15 protein-coding genes and 1 pseudogene are annotated in these 21,736 nt (G+C 47.5%); 11 read left to right on the forward strand and 5 right to left on the reverse strand.

Features of this window, described 5'->3' with window-relative positions; genetic code table 11:
• Positions 1 to 24 precede the first annotated feature (24 nt).
• The 3 genes from QUB14_RS04250 to QUB14_RS04260 are packed head-to-tail and all read left to right on the forward strand — an operon-like array spanning position 25 to position 1,079.
• On the forward strand, positions 25 to 441 hold the full coding sequence (locus QUB14_RS04250; protein WP_333201260.1) for a XisH family protein: 417 nt from the start codon (positions 25 to 27) through the stop codon (positions 439 to 441).
• Complete coding sequence (locus QUB14_RS04255; protein WP_333214656.1) at positions 429 to 764, forward strand: XisI protein; 336 nt, start codon at positions 429 to 431, stop codon at positions 762 to 764. Before QUB14_RS04250 ends, QUB14_RS04255 begins: the two co-directional genes overlap by 13 nt.
• A gap of 18 nt (positions 765 to 782) precedes the next feature.
• Positions 783 to 1,079, forward strand: coding sequence for a hypothetical protein (locus QUB14_RS04260; protein ID WP_333214653.1), 297 nt, complete (start codon positions 783 to 785; stop codon positions 1,077 to 1,079).
• A gap of 83 nt (positions 1,080 to 1,162) precedes the next feature.
• Here the strand turns inward: QUB14_RS04260 and ileS are convergent, their stop codons facing one another.
• From ileS to QUB14_RS04275, 3 genes are all read right to left on the reverse strand, one after another.
• Positions 1,163 to 4,780, reverse strand: coding sequence for an isoleucine--tRNA ligase (gene ileS, locus QUB14_RS04265; protein ID WP_333214651.1), 3,618 nt, complete (start codon positions 4,778 to 4,780; stop codon positions 1,163 to 1,165).
• Positions 4,781 to 5,044: 264 nt separating this feature from the next.
• Positions 5,045 to 5,608 (reverse strand): Uma2 family endonuclease, encoded by a 564-nt coding sequence (locus QUB14_RS04270; protein ID WP_333214649.1) that lies wholly within the window; start codon positions 5,606 to 5,608, stop codon positions 5,045 to 5,047.
• Between the two features lie 367 nt (positions 5,609 to 5,975).
• Positions 5,976 to 6,386 carry an Npun_F0494 family protein gene (locus QUB14_RS04275; RefSeq protein ID WP_333214647.1) on the reverse strand — a complete coding sequence of 137 codons (411 nt, stop codon included), beginning with the start codon at positions 6,384 to 6,386 and terminating at the stop codon, positions 5,976 to 5,978.
• A gap of 608 nt (positions 6,387 to 6,994) precedes the next feature.
• On the opposite strand from QUB14_RS04275, the gene QUB14_RS04280 reads away from it, so the two are divergent.
• Both QUB14_RS04280 and QUB14_RS04285 read left to right on the forward strand, forming a co-directional pair.
• Entirely contained in the window at positions 6,995 to 7,435 is a 441-nt protein-coding gene (locus tag QUB14_RS04280) for a peroxiredoxin (protein WP_333214645.1), read from the forward strand.
• 434 nt (positions 7,436 to 7,869) lie between these two features.
• Entirely contained in the window at positions 7,870 to 10,524 is a 2,655-nt protein-coding gene (locus QUB14_RS04285; RefSeq protein WP_333214643.1) for a C39 family peptidase, read from the forward strand.
• Positions 10,525 to 10,620: 96 nt separating this feature from the next.
• Here QUB14_RS04285 and QUB14_RS04290 read toward each other — a convergent pair whose 3' ends face one another.
• Together QUB14_RS04290 and QUB14_RS04295 are read right to left on the reverse strand one after the other, a co-directional pair.
• The gene (locus QUB14_RS04290; RefSeq protein WP_333214641.1) at positions 10,621 to 11,508 is read right to left on the reverse strand and encodes a PEP-CTERM sorting domain-containing protein; all 888 of its coding nucleotides are present in this window, start codon (positions 11,506 to 11,508) and stop codon (positions 10,621 to 10,623) included.
• 899 nt (positions 11,509 to 12,407) lie between these two features.
• Positions 12,408 to 12,623 carry a hypothetical protein gene (locus tag QUB14_RS04295; RefSeq protein WP_333214639.1) on the reverse strand — a complete coding sequence of 72 codons (216 nt, stop codon included), beginning with the start codon at positions 12,621 to 12,623 and terminating at the stop codon, positions 12,408 to 12,410.
• 612 nt (positions 12,624 to 13,235) lie between these two features.
• On the opposite strand from QUB14_RS04295, the pseudogene QUB14_RS04300 reads away from it, so the two are divergent.
• From QUB14_RS04300 to QUB14_RS04325, 6 genes and pseudogenes are all read left to right on the forward strand, one after another.
• Positions 13,236 to 14,774: pseudogene (locus tag QUB14_RS04300) on the forward strand (ferredoxin--nitrite reductase); the annotation flags it as partial.
• A gap of 18 nt (positions 14,775 to 14,792) precedes the next feature.
• Entirely contained in the window at positions 14,793 to 15,122 is a 330-nt protein-coding gene (locus tag QUB14_RS04305) for a 2Fe-2S iron-sulfur cluster binding domain-containing protein (RefSeq protein WP_333214695.1), read from the forward strand.
• 91 nt (positions 15,123 to 15,213) lie between these two features.
• Positions 15,214 to 16,548, forward strand: a complete 1,335-nt coding sequence (locus QUB14_RS04310; RefSeq protein WP_333214637.1) for a CmpA/NrtA family ABC transporter substrate-binding protein — start codon at positions 15,214 to 15,216, stop codon at positions 16,546 to 16,548.
• A 180-nt stretch (positions 16,549 to 16,728) separates the two neighbouring features.
• Positions 16,729 to 17,598, forward strand: a complete 870-nt coding sequence (gene ntrB, locus QUB14_RS04315) for a nitrate ABC transporter permease (RefSeq protein WP_333214635.1) — start codon at positions 16,729 to 16,731, stop codon at positions 17,596 to 17,598.
• 223 nt (positions 17,599 to 17,821) lie between these two features.
• On the forward strand, positions 17,822 to 19,846 hold the full coding sequence (locus QUB14_RS04320) for a nitrate ABC transporter ATP-binding protein (RefSeq protein ID WP_333214633.1): 2,025 nt from the start codon (positions 17,822 to 17,824) through the stop codon (positions 19,844 to 19,846).
• Between the two features lie 104 nt (positions 19,847 to 19,950).
• Positions 19,951 to 21,681, forward strand: coding sequence for a nitrate ABC transporter ATP-binding protein (locus tag QUB14_RS04325; RefSeq protein ID WP_333214631.1), 1,731 nt, complete (start codon positions 19,951 to 19,953; stop codon positions 21,679 to 21,681).
• The last annotated feature ends 55 nt before the right edge of the window (positions 21,682 to 21,736 follow it).

Here is a 21,736-nt window from a genome sequence, read left to right on the forward strand (position 1 = left end):
ATATAGAAGCTGTATGAGGGAGAAATGGCTGCTAGAGATTTATTTCACGATGCTGTAAAAAAAGCGCTTCAGAAGGAGGAGTGGGAAATCACCGCAGATCCGCTGATCGTCAAAATTCAGGGTGTTAAGTTTGAGATTGATTTAGCCGCAGAGAAGATTTTGGCGGCGGAAAAATTAGGGCAAAAAATTGCTGTTGAAATTAAAAGCTTCCTCAACAACTCTGCAATTACTGACTTTCATCTCGCCTTGGGTCAATTTTTGAATTATCGGCTTGCCTTACAAATCAAAGAACCGGACAGAACACTGTATCTAGCAGTACCCTTTGATACTTTTGACTCGTTTTTTCAAGAGCCATTTATACAAGAAGCGGTCAATGTGTATCAACTTAAACTCGTCGTTTACGATCCGCAAAAGGAGGTAATTGTGGAATGGAAAGAGTAGAACATTACCGCCAGTGTATCCGCAAATTGCTCACTCAACAAGCAACGATAGAAAAGCCTAATTCAGACGTTGAATGCCAGCTTGTTTTTGATTGGGAACATGACCACTATCAGTTACTAGATGTTGGCTGGGAGGGGCTAAAGCGGATCTACAACTGTTTCATTCATTTGGATATTAAGGACAGCAAAATTTGGATTCAGCGCAATATGACAGAAGTGGATATTGCACGGGAATTTGTGGAGATGGGAGTGTCTGAGGATGATATTGTGTTGGGGTTGCATCCACCTTACAAGCGTCCGCATACTGGCTTCGGAGTAGCGTAAAGGAAAAGGCGATCGCAGATGATGAAATGTGTTTGCTACTTTTTCCTATTAATATCTTTTTTCTGGAATGCCCTTCCTGCTGAGGCCTCTATATGCCGCAATTATCAAAAAAGCGAGATTTGCATTGTCGATATCAAACGCAGTGCAAAAAATTATTGGGAATACAGGGTAATTCTTAGTGTTGATGGAGTGAAAAAGCCTCTAGAAGTCTACAATTGCCGCGATCGCACTACAGTTAAGAAAGATGGAACTGTTTTGGCGTTTGGACAAAACAACCCTGGTGAAATCGTCTGCGGTTTTTTTAATCAGAAATAAGCAAATGAAGTCATTGTAAGGTGCGCTTCGGGCTGAATGTGGCTACCACAAACTCAATAATTTTTCCCGAAGCGCAGCCTACGTTAGAATTTGTCGTCTACTGCTGACACGCAGCGTTCGCAAATTAGCGGATGTTCGATCGACTCGCTGACGTGAGTCGAGTAATTCCAGCAGCGATCGCACTTTTCCCCGTCTGCTTTCACTACACCAATCGCCAACTCTGGAGACTGATAACTGTACGGCAATTCTTGCAGGATTGCATTCGATTCTACCAGTTCAACTTCCGAAGTAATGAACAAATACCGCAGTTCGTCTACACCCTTGCCGGTCATTGTAGAATCGTGCGTTACAGCTATTTCAGCAGGAATTTCTGGTTTGGGTTCGATCGCAACTAATTCTGCTTCCGGGATTTGGGGTGTTTCTACAAGCGCTGTCTCGGCTGGGGCTGTTTGTACGATCGCCTGTGTTTCTTCTACAAGCACAAGCGCTGTCTCTAGTGGCGGTGCGAGTACGATCGCCTCTGTTTCTACAAGCACAAGCGTGTTTGTCCGCCCCACCACATCTGCTGTCATAAAATCAATCTTTTGACCCAGTTGTTGACGGTTGGCGGCAAACAGCAAGTGACGGAAAGCAAACCAGATTGTAAATAAGATGCCGATGACTTCCAATAAGCCTCCCAAAAGCGGAATCTGATTCATCGTATCCAAAATCGCCAGCGTTACTCTACCCGTTATCACCACAGAGGCTAACAGCCCAAGTGTTACCAGCGCTTTTTGGTATTCTGTGACAAAGTTGCCCGCGTATTCAGGCAAATTAGCCACAAATTGGAGCGCTTGATCTAAGATTGGCTGCGAATCTGAAGCCGGCAGTTCCGGGACCGAATACTCTACTATCTGAGAAGGCCGATCGCCCTTTTCTGCGATCGTTTCCGCCTCAACATAAACTGTGTTTTCTGTCAAGACTTTGGCAACTTTTGCCGCTTGTTCTTCCTGTTTATCTTGTGCTGCTTTTGCTTTCTCCTCTGCTGCTAACTCGATGACTGAATTTTGCGATCGCACATAATCCACCAATTCTTCGCTGCTGGGATTCAAAGCTTGCAATTGCTCTCTTTTCTCAACATCGGGAACGTACAGCAAAACCTTAGCTTCCAAAGAAGAACCGATCGCCTTTTCCATCCGGGCTTTTTCCAAAACCTTGTTAACTTCGCCGCGCACTTGTCGCAAATACTGCCAGCGAGTAGCCAATTCTGGATTGTGCCATGAAGCATCAATTTGCACCCAGCCGGCTTCAAACACGGACTTGTAAGGAGTCGGATAGGGAAGGTACTGCCAAATATCCTCAGCCATGTGACACAAAACAGGTGCGATCGCCCTTGCTAAATTCTCCACAGCAATTGCAATCACCGTCTGACAACTGCGGCGGCGAAGGGTATCTGTCGCGCTGATGTAAAGTCTGTCTTTTGCAATATCCAAGTAAAAATTCGACAAATCCACCGTGCAGAAATTCTGCACAGTTTGGAAAAAGCGGGAAAATTGGAAGCTTTCAAAAGCCTCTTGAACTTCCGCAAAAACTTCGCCCATTCTATGCAGCATATAGCGGTCGAGTTCCGGCAATTCCTCGTAAGCAACGCCATCTTTTGCGGGGTCAAAGTCGTGCAAATTTCCCAGCAAAAACTTAGCTGTATTGCGAATTTTGCGGTAAACATCCGACTGCTGTTTGAGAATGTTTTTGCCCAACGGCACGTCTGCCGAGTAGTCTACCGAAGACACCCACAACCGCAAAACATCGGCTCCATATTCCTTAATTACGGCTGCTGGATCGACGACATTGCCTTCAGATTTGCTCATCTTCCGGCCTTTTTCATCGAGCACAAAACCGTGAGTCAAAACTGTTTTGTAAGGAGCAACGCCGTTAGTTGCTACACTGGTAAGCAAGCTCGATTGAAACCAGCCGCGATGCTGGTCTGAACCTTCCAAATAGATATCAGCAGGATAGTTTAATTCCGATCGACCTTGGGCAACTGCGGCCCAGGAAGAACCCGAGTCAAACCACACATCCATCGTGTCGGTTCCCTTGCGGTAAGTGCGGCCGTTGTTGCGGTAAGATTCCGGCAGCAATTCATCGATCGACAATTCCCACCAAGCATCGGAACCTTTTTCGGCAAAAAGGGCTTGCACATGGGCGATCGTTTCTTCATTTAACAGCGGTTCGTTGGTTTCTTCGTCGTAGAATACGGGAATCGGAACGCCCCAAGTCCGCTGACGAGAAATACACCAATCCGATCGATCGCCCACCATTGCAGTAATCCGATTTTCCCCTTGGGCGGGAATCCAATTCACATCCGCGATCGCTTTTAAGGCTTCATCTCGGAACCCTTCAACGGATGCAAACCACTGTTCCGTCGCCCGAAAAATGGTCGGCTTTTTCGTGCGCCAATCGTAAGGATAAGAGTGAGCGTAACTTTCCTCTTTAATCAAACAATTTGCTTCTGCAAGGGCATCAATGACTGCGGCATTGCCGTTTCCGAGGACATTTAAACCTGCAAACTGTCCTGCTTCTGCGGTGAAATTTCCGTTCTCGTCTACGGGCGTTAAAACTGGCAAACCGCAGCGTTTTCCTACGATAAAGTCTTCTTGTCCGTGCCCCGGTGCAGTGTGCACCAATCCCGTCCCGGAATCAGCGGTAATGTAGTCGCCGCCGGCAACAATTGGACTTTCGCGATCGAACAGCGGGTGTTTGTAGATGCAACCTTCTAATTCTTTGCCTTTGAAGGTGGCAAGTATTTTTAATTGAGTGTTAAAAGTTGCCGACAGCCGATCGACCGCATCGACAGCTACTAACATAAATTGTTGGGCGATGTGGGAATTTGCCGGCGGTTCCACCACGGCATAAGTCAGTTCGGGATTAACTGCGATCGCCAAGTTTGCCGGAATTGTCCAGGGGGTAGTCGTCCAAATTGCCGCCCAGAGGCTCGGCATATAGCGCTGTAGGGGCGGTGTCCCCGTGCCCGCCTTCTTCGACTGCAAGGATTTTGACAATTTTTTCACATGAAAGCCGACGTAGATGCTGCGCGACGTGTGGCCTTCGGGATATTCCAATTCCGCTTCGGCGAGGGCTGTTTTCGAGCTCGGGCTCCAGTGAACAGGTTTGAAGCCGCGGTAGATGTAGCCTTTGAGCACCATTTGACCGAAAACGCCGATTTGAGCGGCTTCGTATTCGGGTTTCATGGTTAAATACGGGTGTTTCCAGTCGCCCCAAACGCCGTAGCGCTGGAAGGATTCGCGCTGCTGTTCCATTGTTTGCTGCGCGAAGGCGGAGGCTTTGCGGCGGAGTTCGATCGGGGTAAGATTTAGCCGATCGTCCGATTTCATGTTTTGCAATACTTTAAGTTCGATCGGCAATCCATGACAATCCCAACCCGGCACGTAGCGGACTTTTTTGCCGCGAAGCATTTGGTAGCGGTTGATAAAGTCTTTGAGGATTTTGTTGAGGGCGTGGCCGATGTGGAGTTGTCCGTTGGCGTAGGGGGGCCCGTCGTGGAGGATGAACAAGTCGCCTGGGTTATTTTCCGAAAGGCGATCGTAGATTTCTTGATCTGCCCAAAATTGTTGCAATTCTGGTTCCCGTTTGACGGCGTTGGCGCGCATATCAAACTTGGTTTTGGGCAGGTTTACCGTGTCTTTGTAAGATTTAGCTTCCATTTTTGAGAAACGTTTTATGTAGTTAGTTGTTAGTAGTTAGCGGTTATTTGAAAGATGATATCAAGTCCGGTTAAATAATCATAATTAAGTTTGTAGTGACCACTTTAGTCATCTCTCGTCATTGAAGAGCTGACAACCAGATATTTTAGTATAAGCGATCGACCGCACATTTGATCGGAGCAAATCCGTAGGGCGATCTCTCTTCTCCCTCCTCCCCGCCCTCTGCGCCCTCTGCGGTTAAATCATTCATAAATCGAGGTGGCGCTACTGAGTCAGCCAACTGAACATTTCACCGACGGTGAGATTAAAGGATTCGGCAAAGGTTGGAACGGGGATGCGATCGCCCGGTTCTTCAAAAACTGCTATGGTGCGATCGGCCAAATAGACAAATACCAGTTCTTCTTCCGGGTCAATCAGCCAGCCCATCTGAGTCCCGTGGGCGAGACTGTGGAGAATGTTGCGGACGACTTTTGTTTGACTTTGGTCGGGGGAAAGAATTTCGATTGTCCAGTCGGGGGCGATGGCGAAAGTGTTGGCTACTTCGCCGTTTTCGTCGCGGGGAATGCGTTCCCAGGTAAAGACTGCAAGATCGGGTACAGTCGATCGACCGCCAAAGGTACAGCGCAATTCTGAATAGGCGCGGGCGATACGTTGGGGTTTGAGCACCCGGTTGATGTCACCACCCAAATCGCTTTGAATTGTGCTGTGTTTTCCTTGGGGCATAGGTTTCTGGATAATTTGACCGTCGATGAATTCGCTAGCGGGTTTGGTTTCCGACAGTTGGAGAAATTCATCGAGACTCAAAGGTTTAGAAGCGGTTTGAACCATTATTTTTATTTGATTTAAGTTTAATTTGTATTAGTTAAGCGATCGGGCATTTAATTTATCAAGAAAATGGGTCTAAAACCCCCTCCTTCGCTTGACGGCTTTAAGGGGTCTAACTCGTTTGACGGCGAGTCCGACAGGGATTGAAATCCCTGTCTCATAGCGCAAGTCCTCTGCAAGAGGACTGAGGAGGTTGATTAAGGTGAAATGCGACACTCAACCTCAATTTGAATTTAGACTTGCAGTCGGTTTTATGCGAAACTCAACATCGAATTGAATTGACACTTGCAGTCGGTTTTAACCGACTTTCGCTATGAGACAGGGAATTCATTCCCTGTCGGACTGTCGGACTAGCGCAAGTGAAAACCCCTCATAGAAATACTCCCAACCCGCGGCTAACGGCATTTCCCATGCGATCGCACAATGACGCGGCCGGCACTCCCTGTCCTTGCTGTTCCCATTTTTCCACGAGTTGGCGGCCTAGGGGCGTGAGGCGAAAACTGTCGGTAATCCCTTGTCCGTCTACTTCCCGCCGCAACACGCCGACTTGAATCAGCCAGAGTAGGGAGTTTTCGGCTACGAGTTCGGATACGGGCGATCGGGTGTAGCCGCTTTCGACACCTGAATTTGAGGCGATCGCAGTTAGGAAAACACTGTTATCGCGGATGGTCTGGAAGAAGTGTAATTGAAAAGGGCTGCACCGGACGGCGCGATCGGCTCTTTTGACGGTGCGGTCGGGATAACTAATAGATTTAAACGCTTCGGAGGGGATAAAAGTCATTGCGAGAACTTTTGAGTAGCTACTATATTTTTTATGATTGCAGATTTAGAGCAAAATGGGAGTTATGAAACTTATATAAAAATTCAGACAGGCTTTGAACAGAAAGAAATATTTTTAGCCCTAAACTTTTTTTAATTCATAACCATTTTGAGTTTGTGCCTCTTAAAAACTCAAAAATTTGTGTAAGTGATGAATAGGAAAACGGGTGAACCCAACATCATATCCACATTCATACAGTTCGCCAATAAATTCAATTATTGTTTGAATTTATCAAGAGATTGCTCGGGAGCATTGCCTTGTCCCACCCTCCATTTTATCAACAGATATAAAACCCCTCCTCAGCACTTATTCGGAAAATCACCGTGTAGAAACTTCTCATATTTTACTTGAGTAAGCAATTTTAATTACCTAAGAAACTTCTAATAAAACGCCGAGAATCTAACACGCGATCGCTCGCAAGTCAACGCAGAAAATAAGCCAGCCGAACTATTTCAAAGCGCGAATTTTCCGTTTCCCGCACTCAATCCCGAATCTCGCATTCACAAGATTGACAGCAGCAGTCCAAAATCAATTAAAATACATTTATAAATTCCAAGAAAAACAAAACTATGACATTACCAGTTGGGTGCGCTGCCCCTCAGTTTACCGCCAAAGACACAAACGGCAACACCGTCTCCCTCTCCGACTTCACCGGTAAAACCGTCATCTTGTATTTCTACCCTAAAGATGACACCCCCGGTTGCACAAGACAAGCCCAAAGCTTCAAAGCAGCTTATGAAGAATACAAGGGCAAAGATCTTGTAATTCTCGGTGTCAGCCGAGACAACGAGGAATCGCACCAAAAGTTCACAGAAAAATACGGTTTGCCTTTCCAGCTATTAGCAGATGTTGATGGCACGATTACCAAAGCTTACGATGTCGAGAAAGGCGATTATGCCAAGCGCGTTACTTTCGTCATCGACGGCACCGGCAAAATCATTCAGGTTTATGAAGGGGAAACCATGAAAGTTGACACTCACGCTCAAGATATTCTGGTCACCATAGTTTAGTCGAATTTTAGCCGATCGCACTAACCTTCCTGGATGCACCAAACGGCTAAAAACCCGGTTTCTTCCTAGATGCCTCGTTGCTATAAGCAATATTCTGGTAGGAACCGGGTTTTTTTCGTAAGTCCTGACTCAGCAAGTGAGGGGTCAAGGATACAGGGGGAAGCAACCTACTTGGACTAAATTCCTTCCCTCAAAACTTGCACCACAAATCCGCTCAACCAGGCATCTATTCGGTTAAGGTGCTTATGGTACGTCTAAAGTTAGATTTGTGACGCAACTCCCGCCAATAATTAAAAACTTATACTGGAAAAGGCATTAACCGCCCGTAGGCTGAATCTAGGGGCGATTTTGTCCTGGTTCGGGTCATTGTGTTTGATAAAATCAGAAGTTATCCTTGCTTTAGCTGAATAACTAAGTAGGTAGAGGGATATATAATGACAACCAACAACATTATTTTGAGTTACTTAGGCCCGCGAGAAATTGAGGCCAATAGAGCCACTGTCTTAGTTGGCAGTTTTGACAAAAATCTAGTGGCAGCGATTTCAGCAGCAGAAGGCTCAAATCCGCTGAATGTGGGGATCAATCTCTCTAGAGGCTTTTGGCACATCAGTTTAGAAAAAGGATTCGATAGCGCCGGAACTCGCACACTGCAGGTGAAGGCAACTGATAAGACCGGCAAAGTTATCGGCCAACAAACAATTAACATCAAAGTTAATCCTGCTTCTCAGTCACCCGCTCAATTCTTCACGTTAATTACTCTCAGAGATACCGCATTCAAAGTCGGAACACTGCCTGCAAGCAATCTCAACAACCTGCAAAAAGCCGAAATACCAGCAGGTAAAACTTATCAAATTAGGGACTACGAGTTAGAAGACGGTCACCTAAATGTTCAACTAAATAATCCAATTCCTCCGGTGGGAACCTCTGGCTTTTTCTACGAAAAACACGTAGTTATAACCAAAGGCGCAAAAATTCTCATATTCGATCGCGCTGAGTTGCCGGTTCCGCCGCCTGGAATGCAGTTACTGTGGGTGATAAAAAAGACCTGGTTAAAGTTCACCCCCGTAGATTCTGGAACTTTAGGAGCAACTCAGAAATTACAATTTAACGCGGGAGAAACTTTCAATATTCTCGGCTACGCTTGCGTGGAAAACCATTTCCGAGTCGCTTTTGCTCGGGCAGTTCCTAACTTAGGAACTTCAGGATTTCTGTACTGGCAGCACGTCCAAATTTTGCGAGACGGCAGGGGAATTGAGTATGATAGAAATGCAGTTACGATGACAATCATCAAAACGACTGTGTTTAAAAAGCGCCCGCTAAATGCGGCTAGCCTGCCACCCCAAGAAAAAACTACCTTGCCGGCGGGAATGATTTACGGAATTGCCGGATTCTCGATCGAACAAAGCCACATAAAAGTCTCGCTGACCGAGAATTTGCCGCAATTTGGCAATACGGGTTTCATTTATCCCGATTTTGTGCAATTCAGCCGCGGTGGTAAATCTTTTAATCCCGCTGTAAATTTAACTTATCAAGGGCCGTCAGAAGTTTTAGTAAATCAGCCGATCGTCCTTCGGGGTACTTTTGACCGGCAACAAGCAGCAAAAATTGACGTGATAGCTGAGGATACATTTCCCCTAACCGTCACTCTAAACCTAGAGACCAGCACTTGGCAAGTTAATTTGTCTAAAGGATTTAGCGTAGCGGGATCTCGGTGGCTCAGGTTGCGGGCAACTGACAGCAAAGGCAACGTTACTGGCAGCCAAATAATTTACATTACCGTAACTTCCGATCCGCTAACTGTCGGACAAGGTTTGACCTTAAAGATAGTTTCTGACACTTTGTTTAAGGTAGCTCCCCTTGATTCTTCCCGGCTCAACAATCAGCAAAAAGTTTTTGTCAAAGCAGGCCAGACGTTGGCCGTTAGCAAATACGGATTTATTGACGGGCATCTCAAGGTGGTTCTGGATTCAGCAATTTGGCCGATCGGCACTTTTGGCTATTTTTACGAACCCGACGTTCAGTTGGCCAAAGGTACTCAAATCTTAAAATTTGACCTGGCTGACGTACCGAATAGCAACGTCAGCGCTCAACTGTTGGTAATTCAAACAACTCAGATTAAAGGTCAACCAGAAGATTCATCGAAACTGCCTGCAAATCAAGTTGCTCAAATAACTTTAGGCAGCACCTATGCGATCACTGGTTATGCCTGCATTTTGGGGCATTTCCGAGTAACTCTCGCCCAACCAATTCCCGGTTTCGGCAATATCGGATTTATTTATTGGCAGGACGTTAAAATAAAAAAAGACGGCAAAGAAGTTGCCTTTGACCCCGGTGCTTTGACGATGACAATCCTGCAAGCAACTGTGTTTAAAAAACGGCCGGTAGATTCTGCTAGCCTGAGCAGTACCGAGAGAACTACGCTGCCTTTAGGTCGAGTTTACGGCGTGAACAGCTACGGTGCGGAAGCATCTCACCTGAAAGTTTCCCTGACTGAAGAACTGCCGAATTTTGGCAATACAGGTTATGTTTTTCCTAGTTTTGTTCAGTTCAAGCGGGGAGATAAAATTTTCGATCCGGTTCCGAACAATGTGGAATTGAACGTGCCGTATTTTTCGCAGCGGGACAATCCGCGTTTTGATTGGTCTACTTGCAATGTAACTGCGATCGCCATGGTGCTTTATTATTACGGCCTTCGTTCTGAGGGGGGCGGACAGTTGGAGGATGAGTTGTTGCAGTGGTGTTTCGATTATGCCGGCCAGGGTTCTCAAACCGATCACAACGTGCTTTCGGCGCTGATTCAGGCCTACGGGTTTAAGACGAGTTTTAGTACGACTCGCACGTGGGCCGAGGTGCGATCGGAATTGCTAAATCGGCGGCCAGTAGTTTTAGCGGGAGATTTTACTGCGGCCGGTCACATTCTTACTTTAATTGGCTACAATTCTCAGGGTTATATAGTGCAAGATCCTTGGGGAGATGCACTCACTGGTTACAGCGATACTGAGGGGAGAAAGTTGATGTATCCCTACAGTTACGTCAATCAAGTTGCTGGGCCAGATGGGAATGTTTGGGCACATTTTATCTCTCGCTAATCTACTCTACTGTTGGCAATTTGTGAGGCACTCCGCCTATTCGTAAGGTGTGCATAGCAGCTATTCGTAAGGTACTTAATGCACACCCTACCTAACTTAGGAAATATTGCGCTTAATTTTGCGTTTTGCTGCGCCAATACCTAAAAAGCTCAATCCTACTAAAGTACCAAACCAAGTAGAAGGTTCGGGTACAGCCTCAAACGAGCCTTGAATAGCGATCGCATCGTTAGCGCACTCGGCAAAAAAGTTAGCAATATAGTTCCCCGAAGGCATTGAGGATTTATTAAAACTGAATCCAATTGTTTGAGAACCCACGGCATTAAACTGAGCGAAATTAAGACCGAGGACACTCAAAGTTGCTGGGGTTAAAAAATTGATTTCTCCTACTTTTGTACCGGTAGCTATGGAGTTGAGAATAGTCGAGTTTCCTGTTTGTTGGAAATATGGGTCTGTGGCCGCTAAATCGCCCATTGATGGGGTTCCACCTTGAGATGCCACTACCGTATTGAATTGATTTAAATTGCTAAAGCCAGAGTTAGTTTGGGTGACGTTTTTCGCTGTAACATTTCTGTAAACGCCTGTTGTCGCCACGCCGGAGTCATTTCCGGCAGCAAAGCGGATACCAAACAAGCTGCCGTTTGCGTTAGCTGTATTGAAGTTTTGGCCGGAAAAATTGAAGAATAAATCGCCGTAGTTGATGTTGCCTCTTTGAGCTAGCGGGTCGGCATATCCTGCTAAACTTAGATTGGAGTTGATGGCGATGAAAGCTGTATCTGATGTTTCTTTGATGGCGATGCCGTAAAATTCAAATTCGCCGCCGCCGATTTGGGGCCCTGTCACGCCGTCGTTGAAGGAATCGAGCGCATAATTCCAGCCGTTAGAGAGCGTTGCTGCTGTAGCTTTTTGTTGCTGTAGTGCGAAAATGGCACAGAAAATAGCCACTGAGTAAGTCCAGTGGATGCTGTTTTTAGCAATGGATTTCATAAAATGCTCCCTGGGAATCATTGTTAAATTGTCAAGTCTGCTCGCTCGACTGTTTTTAATTTTCAGTCAATCATATATTTCGCCTGAAAATATTAAAATATTGCTAAAAATTTGGTCGGGCGATCGCATTATATCAACTATATTGGTTAAAAAAACTAACCAATGGCAGTAACTAAATACAAGATTTATGCAGGCACAGTATAAAGTATGGCTGCATAAGTCTTGTATAGGTGAAAATACACTGACTACCGGGTTTAGGCGGTTGAGTCCAGCCATAAACAGTCTGCAAGTCAATGTCCAGACTTGACGGGCCCCTACAAGATATTATTGTTTTTCTGGCCGATCGACTTAATTGATTTTTTATCAATTACCAATGAATTTTGACAAAAGTGGGCGTGATGTTGTAGATGCCGATGTCGGATTCTGTTAATATTTGGATTGTTTGATTAATAATTTTCATAAATTGTCTTTCATTTCCAGCCCTGTTCAAGAGACCTCTCCAATAATTATTGTGGAACAGGCATCCTGCCTGTTCAAGACAGGCTTTTCTGGAGATGTTGAATAATTATAATTACGTTTGTTGTGATGACTTCATTCCTCAAAGTCCTCAAATGTCGATCGCGCCCAACAATTTTACTAATTTTACCCTAAGCGTTCCACCCAACAGGCTCTCAATTGAGCGTCAAAACTGTGAATCAGCACTTTTTCTGTAAGTGCCGCACAAAGCGAGAATTGGATAATCAAAAAAAATCCTACGGCAAAAGCGATCGCACGTTTTTAGAACACCTAATCAACTTCCTGCCCTACATCCGCTGCAGGCATCGTGGGTTCCTTCTAACTCGACCGGTGGTTTCTGCACTCTTATGCGCTGCATAAATCAATCAAATTTTTAAATGCTGTTAATATATCGCCGACAGTTCGTTGACTATCTTGACTCTTCCCTTAATCACAGAACGCAGCAGGCGGTTGATCGAATGTCTGTATTCATCGTCGAGAGAGTCGTCCAAAACAGCGGCCATCAAGCCGTAGCGATCGGCTAAAGTCAAACAACCCGTATCGCTAACAGAGGCAAGCATTTCGGAAATAGCGCCGGGGATAAGTTGAACTAAAAGCATGAGACGTTCCCTGAATTCGATACTTGTATCATCTCTCGTTCTCCGAAAATTAATAGTGACGCTGCCATAGCACATAATGTGATGTTTTGAGGCAAACTGTGTGACAGCGACCGCTCTAATGTTGTGACGAGCTCGTTTTAAGTCTGCGATCGCACTCACAAAATTAATCTTAGATATTCCAATTTCCCCCTCTCCCCTCCTAAATCTAAAGATTTAGAGAGATTTTTCGGTTTTGTGGGTCTCTTTACCCATTTGCCATGTATAAAACGCATCGGCAGTATGCGAAATATTCATAAAACTCAATATTTTGTAAAAATAGCTACGAATATTTACAATCGTGGGCCTTACATTAGCTCATAACAAAGGTGCATCGAAACGCAGCGATCGACCGAATCATCGGTAACAACTATAACCATAAATAGTTTGGCAACGTTCGAGCTAGCGCCCAGTCAAGCTCAATTTTACAGAAGACCAACCATGCTTAAAAGAAATTCCATCTAGTAACTAAATATACAGTTTTAAATCCATACAGTCACTAAGGTTAGCAGGAAACACACACTTTATGCTCCAAGTCAATACCTCCCCACACAAGCCAGCAGCGAGGGTAAACCGATGACCCAAACAGTAGAACCCAAAGCCCAAGCGAGCCTGAACAAGTTTGAAAAACTCAAAGCCGAAAAAGATGGCTTAGCATTAAAAGGCGAACTCGACCACTTCGCCGCAATCGGCTGGGAAGCAATGGACGAAACAGATCGCGAGCACCGCCTCAAATGGCTCGGCATTTTCTTTCGGCCAGTAACTCCGGGCAAATTCATGATGCGGCTGCGCTTGCCCAACGGCATCATTACTAGCAATCAAACCAGAACGCTAGCAGAAATCGTCCAACGCTACGGCGACGACGGCAGCGCCGACATCACCACCAGACAAAACCTGCAATTGCGCGGAATTCGCATCGAAGACGTACCCGACATCTTCCGCCGCCTCAAAGAAGCGGGCATGACCAGCATCCAGTCTGGCATGGACAATGTACGCAACATCACGGGTTCCCCAGTCGCGGGCCTGGACGCCGACGAACTGATAGATACGCGGGAACTGGCGAACCAAGTCCAAGACATGATTACGAACAGCGGCGAAGGCAACCCCGCGTTTTCAAATTTGCCGAGAAAGTTTAATATTGCGATCGCAGGCTGCCGCGACAACTCAGTCCACGCAGAAATCAACGACATCGCCTTCGTACCCGCTTACAAAGACGGCAACATCGGCTTTAACGTTTTAGTCGGCGGTTTCTTCTCCGCCAAACGCTGCGAAGCTGCAATTCCTCTCAACGCATGGGCAAGTCCCAGCGACGTTGTAGATTTGTGCAAAGCCATATTAACTGTGTTTCGCGATCAAGGCCCGAGAGCAAACCGCCAAAAATCGCGGCTGATGTGGCTGATTGACGAACTCGGAATCGAACAATTCCGAGCCGCAGTCGAACAAGAATTAGGTCGCACTTTGCCCGCCGCCGCCCTCAAAGATGAAATCACCTGGGACAAACGCGACCACATCGGCATCTACCCCCAAAAACAATCAGGGCTCAACTATGTAGGGCTGCACGTTCCTGTCGGACGGCTGCAAGCATCGGATTTGTTCGATTTGGCCAGAATCGCCGAGGTTTACGGTAGTGGCGAACTCAGGCTCACCGTCGAAGAAAACGTGATTATTCCCAACGTTCCAGACTCGCGGATTGAATCGCTAGTCAAAGAACCGCTGTTGCAGCGTTTTTCCATCGACCCCGCACCCCTGACGCGAGCCTTGGTTTCCTGCACCGGCGCCAAGTTTTGCAACTTCGCCCTCATCGAAACCAAAAGCCGCGCCGTGGCAATGATTGAGGAACTCGAAGTCGAACTTTCACTTCCCAAACCGGTCAGAATTCACTGGACGGGTTGCCCCAATTCCTGCGGTCAACCCCAAGTGGCAGACATCGGTTTGATGGGAACCAAAGTTCGCAAGAACGGCAAAACCCTCGAAGGTGTAGACATTTACATGGGAGGCACAGTCGGCAAAGACGCTCATTTGGGTACTTGCGTCCAAAAAGGCATCCCTTGCGAAGACCTCCAACCGCTGCTGCATCAACTGTTAGTCGAGCAGTTTGGGGCAGTTCCCAAAGAGATTACAGGCGATGTAGCTGTGCTGCACCGGCAACTGCAATTGACGGTTGAGGAGGGCGAAGCGGCAGCCCAGGCACCCAAACCTCAGACATCTACTGTCATTTTCGCTCGATCGGGCAAAGAAGTTGCTTGCAGCGAAGATGAGTACATTCTCGACGTTGCCGAACGGGCCGGGGTCGAACTTGACAGCGATTGCCGAAAGGGAGTTTGTGGCACTTGTAAGCAGAAACTCCTAGAAGGTAATATTGCGGCCTACGACAGCCACCCCGAAGCGGCCGCCGGCTTAGAACCAGGGTTCATTTTAACTTGCAGCGCGCGGGCGATCGGCAGAGTGACGATCGACGCCTAATCTCATAATGTGAGATGCGATGCGAAGGTCGCGAATCAATCTCACATCTCACATTTCCACCATCTCAAAGTACAACAACAATTCAAGACAAATGAGCAACCTTTCTAGAAGAAAATTCATCATCACCGCCGGAGCAACAGCAGCCGGCACCCTCCTAGCCCACGGTTGCAGTTCCAGTTCCACCACATCTAACGGAAGTGCCACCCCCGCAGCCGGCGGCCCATCACCCAGCGCCGCCCCAGCAGTCAACATCAACCCCGCCGACGCCCCAGAAGTTACCGCAGCCAAACTCGGATTCATCGCCCTCACCGACTCAGCACCCTTAATCATTGCCCAAGAAAAAGGGTTATTTGCCAAGTACGGCATGAAAGACGTACAAGTTACTAAACAAGCATCTTGGCCAGTTACTCGCGACAACTTAGAACTCGGTTCCGACAAAGGCGGCATTGACGGAGCCCACATTTTATCCCCGATGCCTTACCACATGACATTAGGCACTATTACCAAAGGCAATCAGCCAGTGCCGATGAACATTGTGGCGCGGTTAAATACTAACGGTCAAGCAATTTCCCTCAGCAAAAAATACCTAGATTTAAAAGTAGGTACAGACAGCGCACCCCTGAAAGCAGCTTTTGGCAATCAAAACGTTCCTGTTGCTATAACTTTTCCCGGCGGTACCCACGACTTGTGGATGCGCTACTGGCTAGCAGCCGGCGGTATTAATCCAGATACAGATGTTTCCGTGATTCCCATACCGCCGCCCCAAATGGTAGCGAACATGAAATCTGGCAGCATGGAAGCCTTTTGCGTAGGCGAACCTTGGAATGCTCAGCTAGTTACTCAAAAGGTAGGATACACCGCCTTATTAACCGGAGAACTTTGGAAAGACCACCCAGAAAAAGCTTTAGCTTTAAGAGGAGAGTGGGTTGAGAAAAACCCCAAAGCTGCTAAAGCAATTACAATGGCCGTACTGGAAGCCCAGCAGTGGTGCGACAAGGCAGAAAATCACGATGAGATGTGCCAAATCATCTCTCAAGATAAGTGGTTAAAAGTTCCAGTAGCAGATATTATCGGTCGCTCTAAAGGTCAAGTTGACTACGGTACCGGCCGCATTGAAGCTGCCAGCCCAGTAGCTATGAAATTCTGGGCTGATAATGCTTCTTATCCCTACAAGAGTCACGATGCTTGGTTCTTAACTGAAAATATTCGCTGGGGTTATATCCCGGCAACTACCGACATCAAAGCCACGGTTGATAAAGTTAACCGCGAAGATATTTGGAAAGCAGCAGCGACAACACTTGGCGTTCCCGCAGCCCAAATTCCTGCTACCACTTCTCGCGGTGTCGAAACCTTCTTTGACGGCGTGAAGTTTGACCCAGAAAAACCCGAAGAATATCTGAAGGGTCTGGCAATCAAAAAAGCATAATTAGTTTGTTGACTGTTGACTGTTGAGTGTTGACTGTTGACTGTTAACAGTTGACAAATACCTAAAATTGACGGTGTTGGATCGAGTGAAACGCAGGGTTCGTTCCAGGGGCAAAACCAGTTGAACTCTGTTCCAAGTATCTACAAATAATCGATTATTCACAAAACTGCAAAAACAAAAATGGCAACAAATCTCGCTGTTACTAAAAGCAAAAATCCAGTAAATTTCGTTCTGGATCACGTTCAAAAAAACCGCCGAAAAATCATCCGCCCGCTGGTAGCAATTACAGTTCTGCTCATAATCTGGCAAATCCTCTGCCACAGTCCCGAGTCCAGCTTGCCGGGACCAATCAAAGCTGTCCAAGAAACCTGGGAGCTGATTATCAATCCTTTCTTCGACAACGGCGGTACAGACAAAGGCTTGTTCTGGCAAATTTTGGCTAGCTTGCAGCGGGTGGCGATCGGCTTTACTTTGGCCGCAGTTCTCGGCATCAGTTTGGGCATCCTCATCGGCACCAACTCCTTAATGTTCGATGCTTTAGACCCGCTGTTTCAAGTATTCAGAACTATCCCGCCCCTGGCTTGGCTGCCGATCGCCCTGGCTGTATTTCAACAGTTCAATCCCTTTGAAGGCATGGGGATGAAAGCTAACGAAGTTTCAGCTCTTTTCGTAATCTTAATTACAGCAATATGGCCGATTCTAATTAACACCACAGTAGGCGTTCAACAAATACCCCAAGACTACAGAAACGTCGCCCGCGTCTTGCGCCTCCCTAACCAAAAATACTTCTGGAAAATCCTGCTCCCCTCTTCAGTTCCTTACATCTTCACTGGCTTGAGAATTGGTATCGGTTTGTCTTGGCTGGCGATCGTAGCTGCCGAAATGTTAGTCGGCGGCGTCGGCATCGGCTTCTTCATCTGGGACTCTTACAACAGTTCTCGACTCAGTGCAGTGATTCTAGCAGTGCTTTATGTAGGAATCGTCGGTTTGATTTTAGACAGAATGGTGGGTTTCATCGCTTCCAAAGTTGTTCCTGAAGAACAGAAATAGAATTTGGGCATAGGGCATAGGGCATAGGGCATAGGGCATCCGGCATCGGGCATCCGGCATGGGGAATGGGGAATGGTTGCCCACTACAAACTGCTAGAAATTAGTTATAAATTAATGGCCAATGCCCAATGGCCAATGCCCAATGCCCAATGGCCAATGCCCAATGCCCAATGCCCAATTAATAATCAGCATCATACAAATTACAAACTAACCTAAAATTGCCATGTCAGTATTTGTTGAAGTAGACCACGTTGACCGCGTATTTAACTTGCCCAATGGAGAGCAATACATCGCTCTTAAAAATATCGAACTGAAAATTAAAAAGGGAGAATTCATCACCTTAATCGGACACTCTGGCTGCGGCAAATCTACACTGCTAAATATCATCGCCGGCCTCGACAAAGCAAGTCAAGGCGGGATTACTTTAGAAGGACGCGAAGTCCGCGATCCAGGCCCGGACAGAATGGTGGTGTTTCAAAATTACTCGCTGCTACCTTGGCTGACGGTACGCGAAAATATTGCCCTAGCAGTAAATGAAATTTACAGCGGTAACTCTCAAGAAGATCGCGAGTTGGTGATAGAACACCACATTAAATTAGTCGGACTCGGACACGCCGCCGACAAACGCCCGGGCGAAATTTCTGGGGGGATGAAACAAAGAGTTGCGATCGCCCGCGCCCTAGCGATTCGCCCGAAATTGCTGCTGCTAGACGAACCCTTCGGCGCCCTCGATGCCTTAACTCGCGGCGGTTTGCAAGACCAGTTGATGAAAATTTGCGAGGAAAGCAAAGTCACCAGCGTGATGGTAACTCACGACGTGGACGAAGCTTTATTGCTGAGCGATCGCATTGTGATGCTCACCAACGGCCCGGAAGCCCAAATCGGGCAAATCCTCGAGGTGAACATTCCCCGCCCCCGCAAACGCATGGAAGTTGTCAACCATCCGAGTTACTACGCACTGCGTAACGAAATGGTTTACTTCCTCAACCAGCAAAAGCGGGTCAAACAGCGCCGGGCCAAACAACAACCCGCTGTCATCGCCCGCAACGGCTTGGAAAAAATTAACCTCGACATCGGCTTTATTCCCCTCACCGACTGCGCCCCCTTAGTAGTCGCTAAAGAAAAAGGATTTTTCAAAGCCCACGGCTTGGAAGAAGTCACCCTCAGCCGCGAACCTAGCTGGAAAGCGATCGCCAAAGGAGTCGCCGAAGGACGGCTGGACGCGGCGCAAATGGTCGCAGGAATGCCGATCGGTATGCTGTTGGGGCTCGACGGTGAAGCCCCTGTGCCCATCTGTAGCGCCATGACGCTTTCTCGCAACGGCAATTCGATTGTTTTCAGCAAAGACCTTTACAGACAAGGCATTCGGACATTAGAGGATTTCAAAGCTGCGATCGCCAAGAGTCCCGATAAAGTTCACACCTTGGGCATGGTACACTCCGCCTCCATGCACAATCTGCTGTTCCGCTACTGGCTGGCAGCCGGTGGCATCGACCCCGACCTCGACGTGGGCTTGAACGTGATTCCTCCCCCGCAGATGGTATCGAATTTAAAAGCAGGCAACATTGACGGCTACTGCTCAGGCGACCCCTGGAACTCCCACGCAGTCAACAGCGGCACGGGTTTTGTCATGGCCCGTTCCCTCGATATTCTGCCCGGACACGTCGAAAAAGTTCTCGGTGTTACCGAAGACTGGGCTCAGAAATATCCTCAAACCCACCTCGCCCTCGTCAAAGCGCTTCTGGAAGCCTGCGACTACTGCGACGACCGCCGCAACCGCGAAGAAGTCCTAGGATTGATTAGCCAAGAACAATACATCGGCGCCGATCCGAAAGACATCCGTCCAGGGTTCATCGATCCGTACAACTCCGGTACGGAGAAAGAACCAGAAATGCTCTACAACTTCAACCAGTTCTACGTTGACAAAACCAATTTTCCAGACCGCCTAGAAATGGTGTGGGTGATGGCGCAGATGGCTCGCTGGGGACTGATCCCGTTCCCGAAAAACTGGGTGGAAGTGGTCGATCGAGTTTTGCGGCCCGATGTTTTCGGTCAAGCAGTGCGCGAATTGGGCTTGCCGGATATCGCCAGAGATCGCCGGACGATCGAGCTATTTGACGGCACTGTGTTTAATCTAGACGACCCGATCCAATATCTTCAGAATGTCAAAATTAAGCGCGCCGTCCGCATTGAAGAAATCTTAATTGAACAAATAGGCAGTCAGTGTTCCATCAAACTGCCAGCATAACCAGCAAATAGGAAGAGGGAATGAGGAGCAAGAAATCAGGAAACAAGACTCCACATTTTCCCCTTCCTCAATCCCTAATTTCAAATTCTCAATCGAAAGTTGTCATGTCTAATTCCCCGACCCAAAATCCAAATCCTGAAAAAATGCAAACTCTAAACACCCCCCAAAAAACGACAATTCAAACGCCCAAGCAAGACTTTCTTACTATTAAAGACGTATCGAAAGTCTACGAAACTCCTAAAGGCCCTTACGTCGTTCTAGACGGTGTAAACCTGACTATTAATGAAGGCGAATTTATTTGTTTGATCGGTCACTCGGGCTGCGGCAAATCAACTTTGCTGAACATGATCGCGGGATTCAACGGGCCGACAAACGGAGAAGTGGCCCTGGAAGGTTCGCAGATTACTGAACCAGGCCCCGATCGCATGGTGGTATTTCAAAACTACTCGCTGCTACCGTGGCTGACTGCTACTGAAAACATTCACCTCGGCGTTGAAAATGTTTACCCGGAAAAGTCCGCAGACGAACACAATACGATCGTCAAGGAACACTTGGAATTAGTGGGGCTGACCGAAGCTTGTAACAAAAGACCGGGCCAATTGTCCGGGGGGATGAAACAGCGGGTGGCGATCGCCAGAGCTCTGGCAACTCGTCCCAAACTGTTGATTTTGGACGAACCTTTCGGAGCTCTAGACCCGATTACCCGAGAAGAGTTGCAGGAAGAATTGCTGAAAATTTGGCGGAAGGAAAAAATTACCGTCATTATGATTACTCACGATATTGATGAGGCTTTGTTTTTGGCCGATCGCATCGTGATGATGACCAACGGGCCAGCAGCTTCCATCGGCGAAGATATGCACGTTCCGTTCAGCCGTCCCCGCAACCGGGCGCGGATTATGGAAGACCCGAAATACTACGAACTTCGCAACTTTGCTTTGGAGTTCTTGTTTTCTCGCTACGCGCACCACGAAGAAGGTGAAGCAACGGACTCGGAGACAGAAGCGGTCGCGCTACCGATGCCATTACCTGCTAGCAAAAAGCCTGCGCTTGCGGAGACTGCTAACAGGCCGATCGCCCCTGGGCCTTTTGTGCATCACGCTGCAGAAGCCCCAGAAGCCTCGCCAAAAAAACGCGGCATCCTGGCTGCCTCGTGGTTGTTAGGAATGGCTACTTTAGCCGCAGTCAATATGTCTGCTGTTTCCAGCCAGCTAAAGCAAGCGAAACTAGCAGAAACTACACCTCCGGCGGCGACTGCGGCGGCGGTTGTGAGTTCTCCCGCCAGCCCGCAAATCGCAGCAAGTTCGATCATCGCCACACCGAATGCTAGCCCTGCACCCATCGCTGCTGCTGCAAGTCCTGCGCCCATCGCTGCTGCAAGTCCTGCACCCATCGCTGCTGCAAGTCCTGCACCGAATGCCAGCTCTGCAGCCATCGCTGCTGCAAGTCCTGCACCGAATGCCAGCCCTGCAGCCATCGCTGCTGCTGCTAACAGCGCCGTCGCGCCCAATGCAGCAACCAGTGCCACATCAGAGATTTCTGACCAAGCCGAACTCGATGCGATCGGACAGAAGTTGTATGCACAAATCGACCAAAAATGGAGAACAACTCCAACGTTTACCGAAAGTTTGACTTATCGGGTCAAAGTAAAACAAAACGGCGATATCCTACAGTTCGATCCCACAAATAAAGCAGCTAAAGATTTCGTCAAAGAAACTCCTCTGCCTGTTTTGCAAACTCCTGTCGATGCCGCAGCAGGTGCTGAAAAAACTGCTGAGTTCCAAGTAACTTTTAGCCCCACCAACGGTGGCGTATTTGAAGTAAAATCAGGGAAGTAGGCGGCATAATAGTCCCCCATTAAATCTCACATTGCTATCAACAACTAGGTCAAAA

This window comes from Microcoleus sp. B3-D2 (assembly GCF_036705345.1).
GTDB lineage: Bacteria > Cyanobacteriota > Cyanobacteriia > Cyanobacteriales > Microcoleaceae > Microcoleus.

Coding starts and splice junctions, on each gene's coding strand:
- QUB14_RS04310 (WP_333214637.1), top strand. CDS start 15,214: ATGAGCAACCTTTCTAGAAGAAAATTCATCATCACCGCCGGAGCAACA.
- QUB14_RS04255 (WP_333214656.1), top strand. CDS start 429: ATGGAAAGAGTAGAACATTACCGCCAGTGTATCCGCAAATTGCTCACT.
- QUB14_RS04290 (WP_333214641.1), bottom strand. CDS start 11,508: ATGAAATCCATTGCTAAAAACAGCATCCACTGGACTTACTCAGTGGCT.
- QUB14_RS04260 (WP_333214653.1), top strand. CDS start 783: ATGATGAAATGTGTTTGCTACTTTTTCCTATTAATATCTTTTTTCTGG.
- QUB14_RS04250 (WP_333201260.1), top strand. CDS start 25: ATGGCTGCTAGAGATTTATTTCACGATGCTGTAAAAAAAGCGCTTCAG.
- ileS (WP_333214651.1), bottom strand. CDS start 4,780: ATGGAAGCTAAATCTTACAAAGACACGGTAAACCTGCCCAAAACCAAG.
- QUB14_RS04275 (WP_333214647.1), bottom strand. CDS start 6,386: ATGACTTTTATCCCCTCCGAAGCGTTTAAATCTATTAGTTATCCCGAC.
- QUB14_RS04325 (WP_333214631.1), top strand. CDS start 19,951: ATGTCTAATTCCCCGACCCAAAATCCAAATCCTGAAAAAATGCAAACT.
- QUB14_RS04295 (WP_333214639.1), bottom strand. CDS start 12,623: ATGCTTTTAGTTCAACTTATCCCCGGCGCTATTTCCGAAATGCTTGCC.
- QUB14_RS04285 (WP_333214643.1), top strand. CDS start 7,870: ATGACAACCAACAACATTATTTTGAGTTACTTAGGCCCGCGAGAAATT.
- QUB14_RS04280 (WP_333214645.1), top strand. CDS start 6,995: ATGACATTACCAGTTGGGTGCGCTGCCCCTCAGTTTACCGCCAAAGAC.
- QUB14_RS04320 (WP_333214633.1), top strand. CDS start 17,822: ATGTCAGTATTTGTTGAAGTAGACCACGTTGACCGCGTATTTAACTTG.
- ntrB (WP_333214635.1), top strand. CDS start 16,729: ATGGCAACAAATCTCGCTGTTACTAAAAGCAAAAATCCAGTAAATTTC.
- QUB14_RS04270 (WP_333214649.1), bottom strand. CDS start 5,608: ATGGTTCAAACCGCTTCTAAACCTTTGAGTCTCGATGAATTTCTCCAA.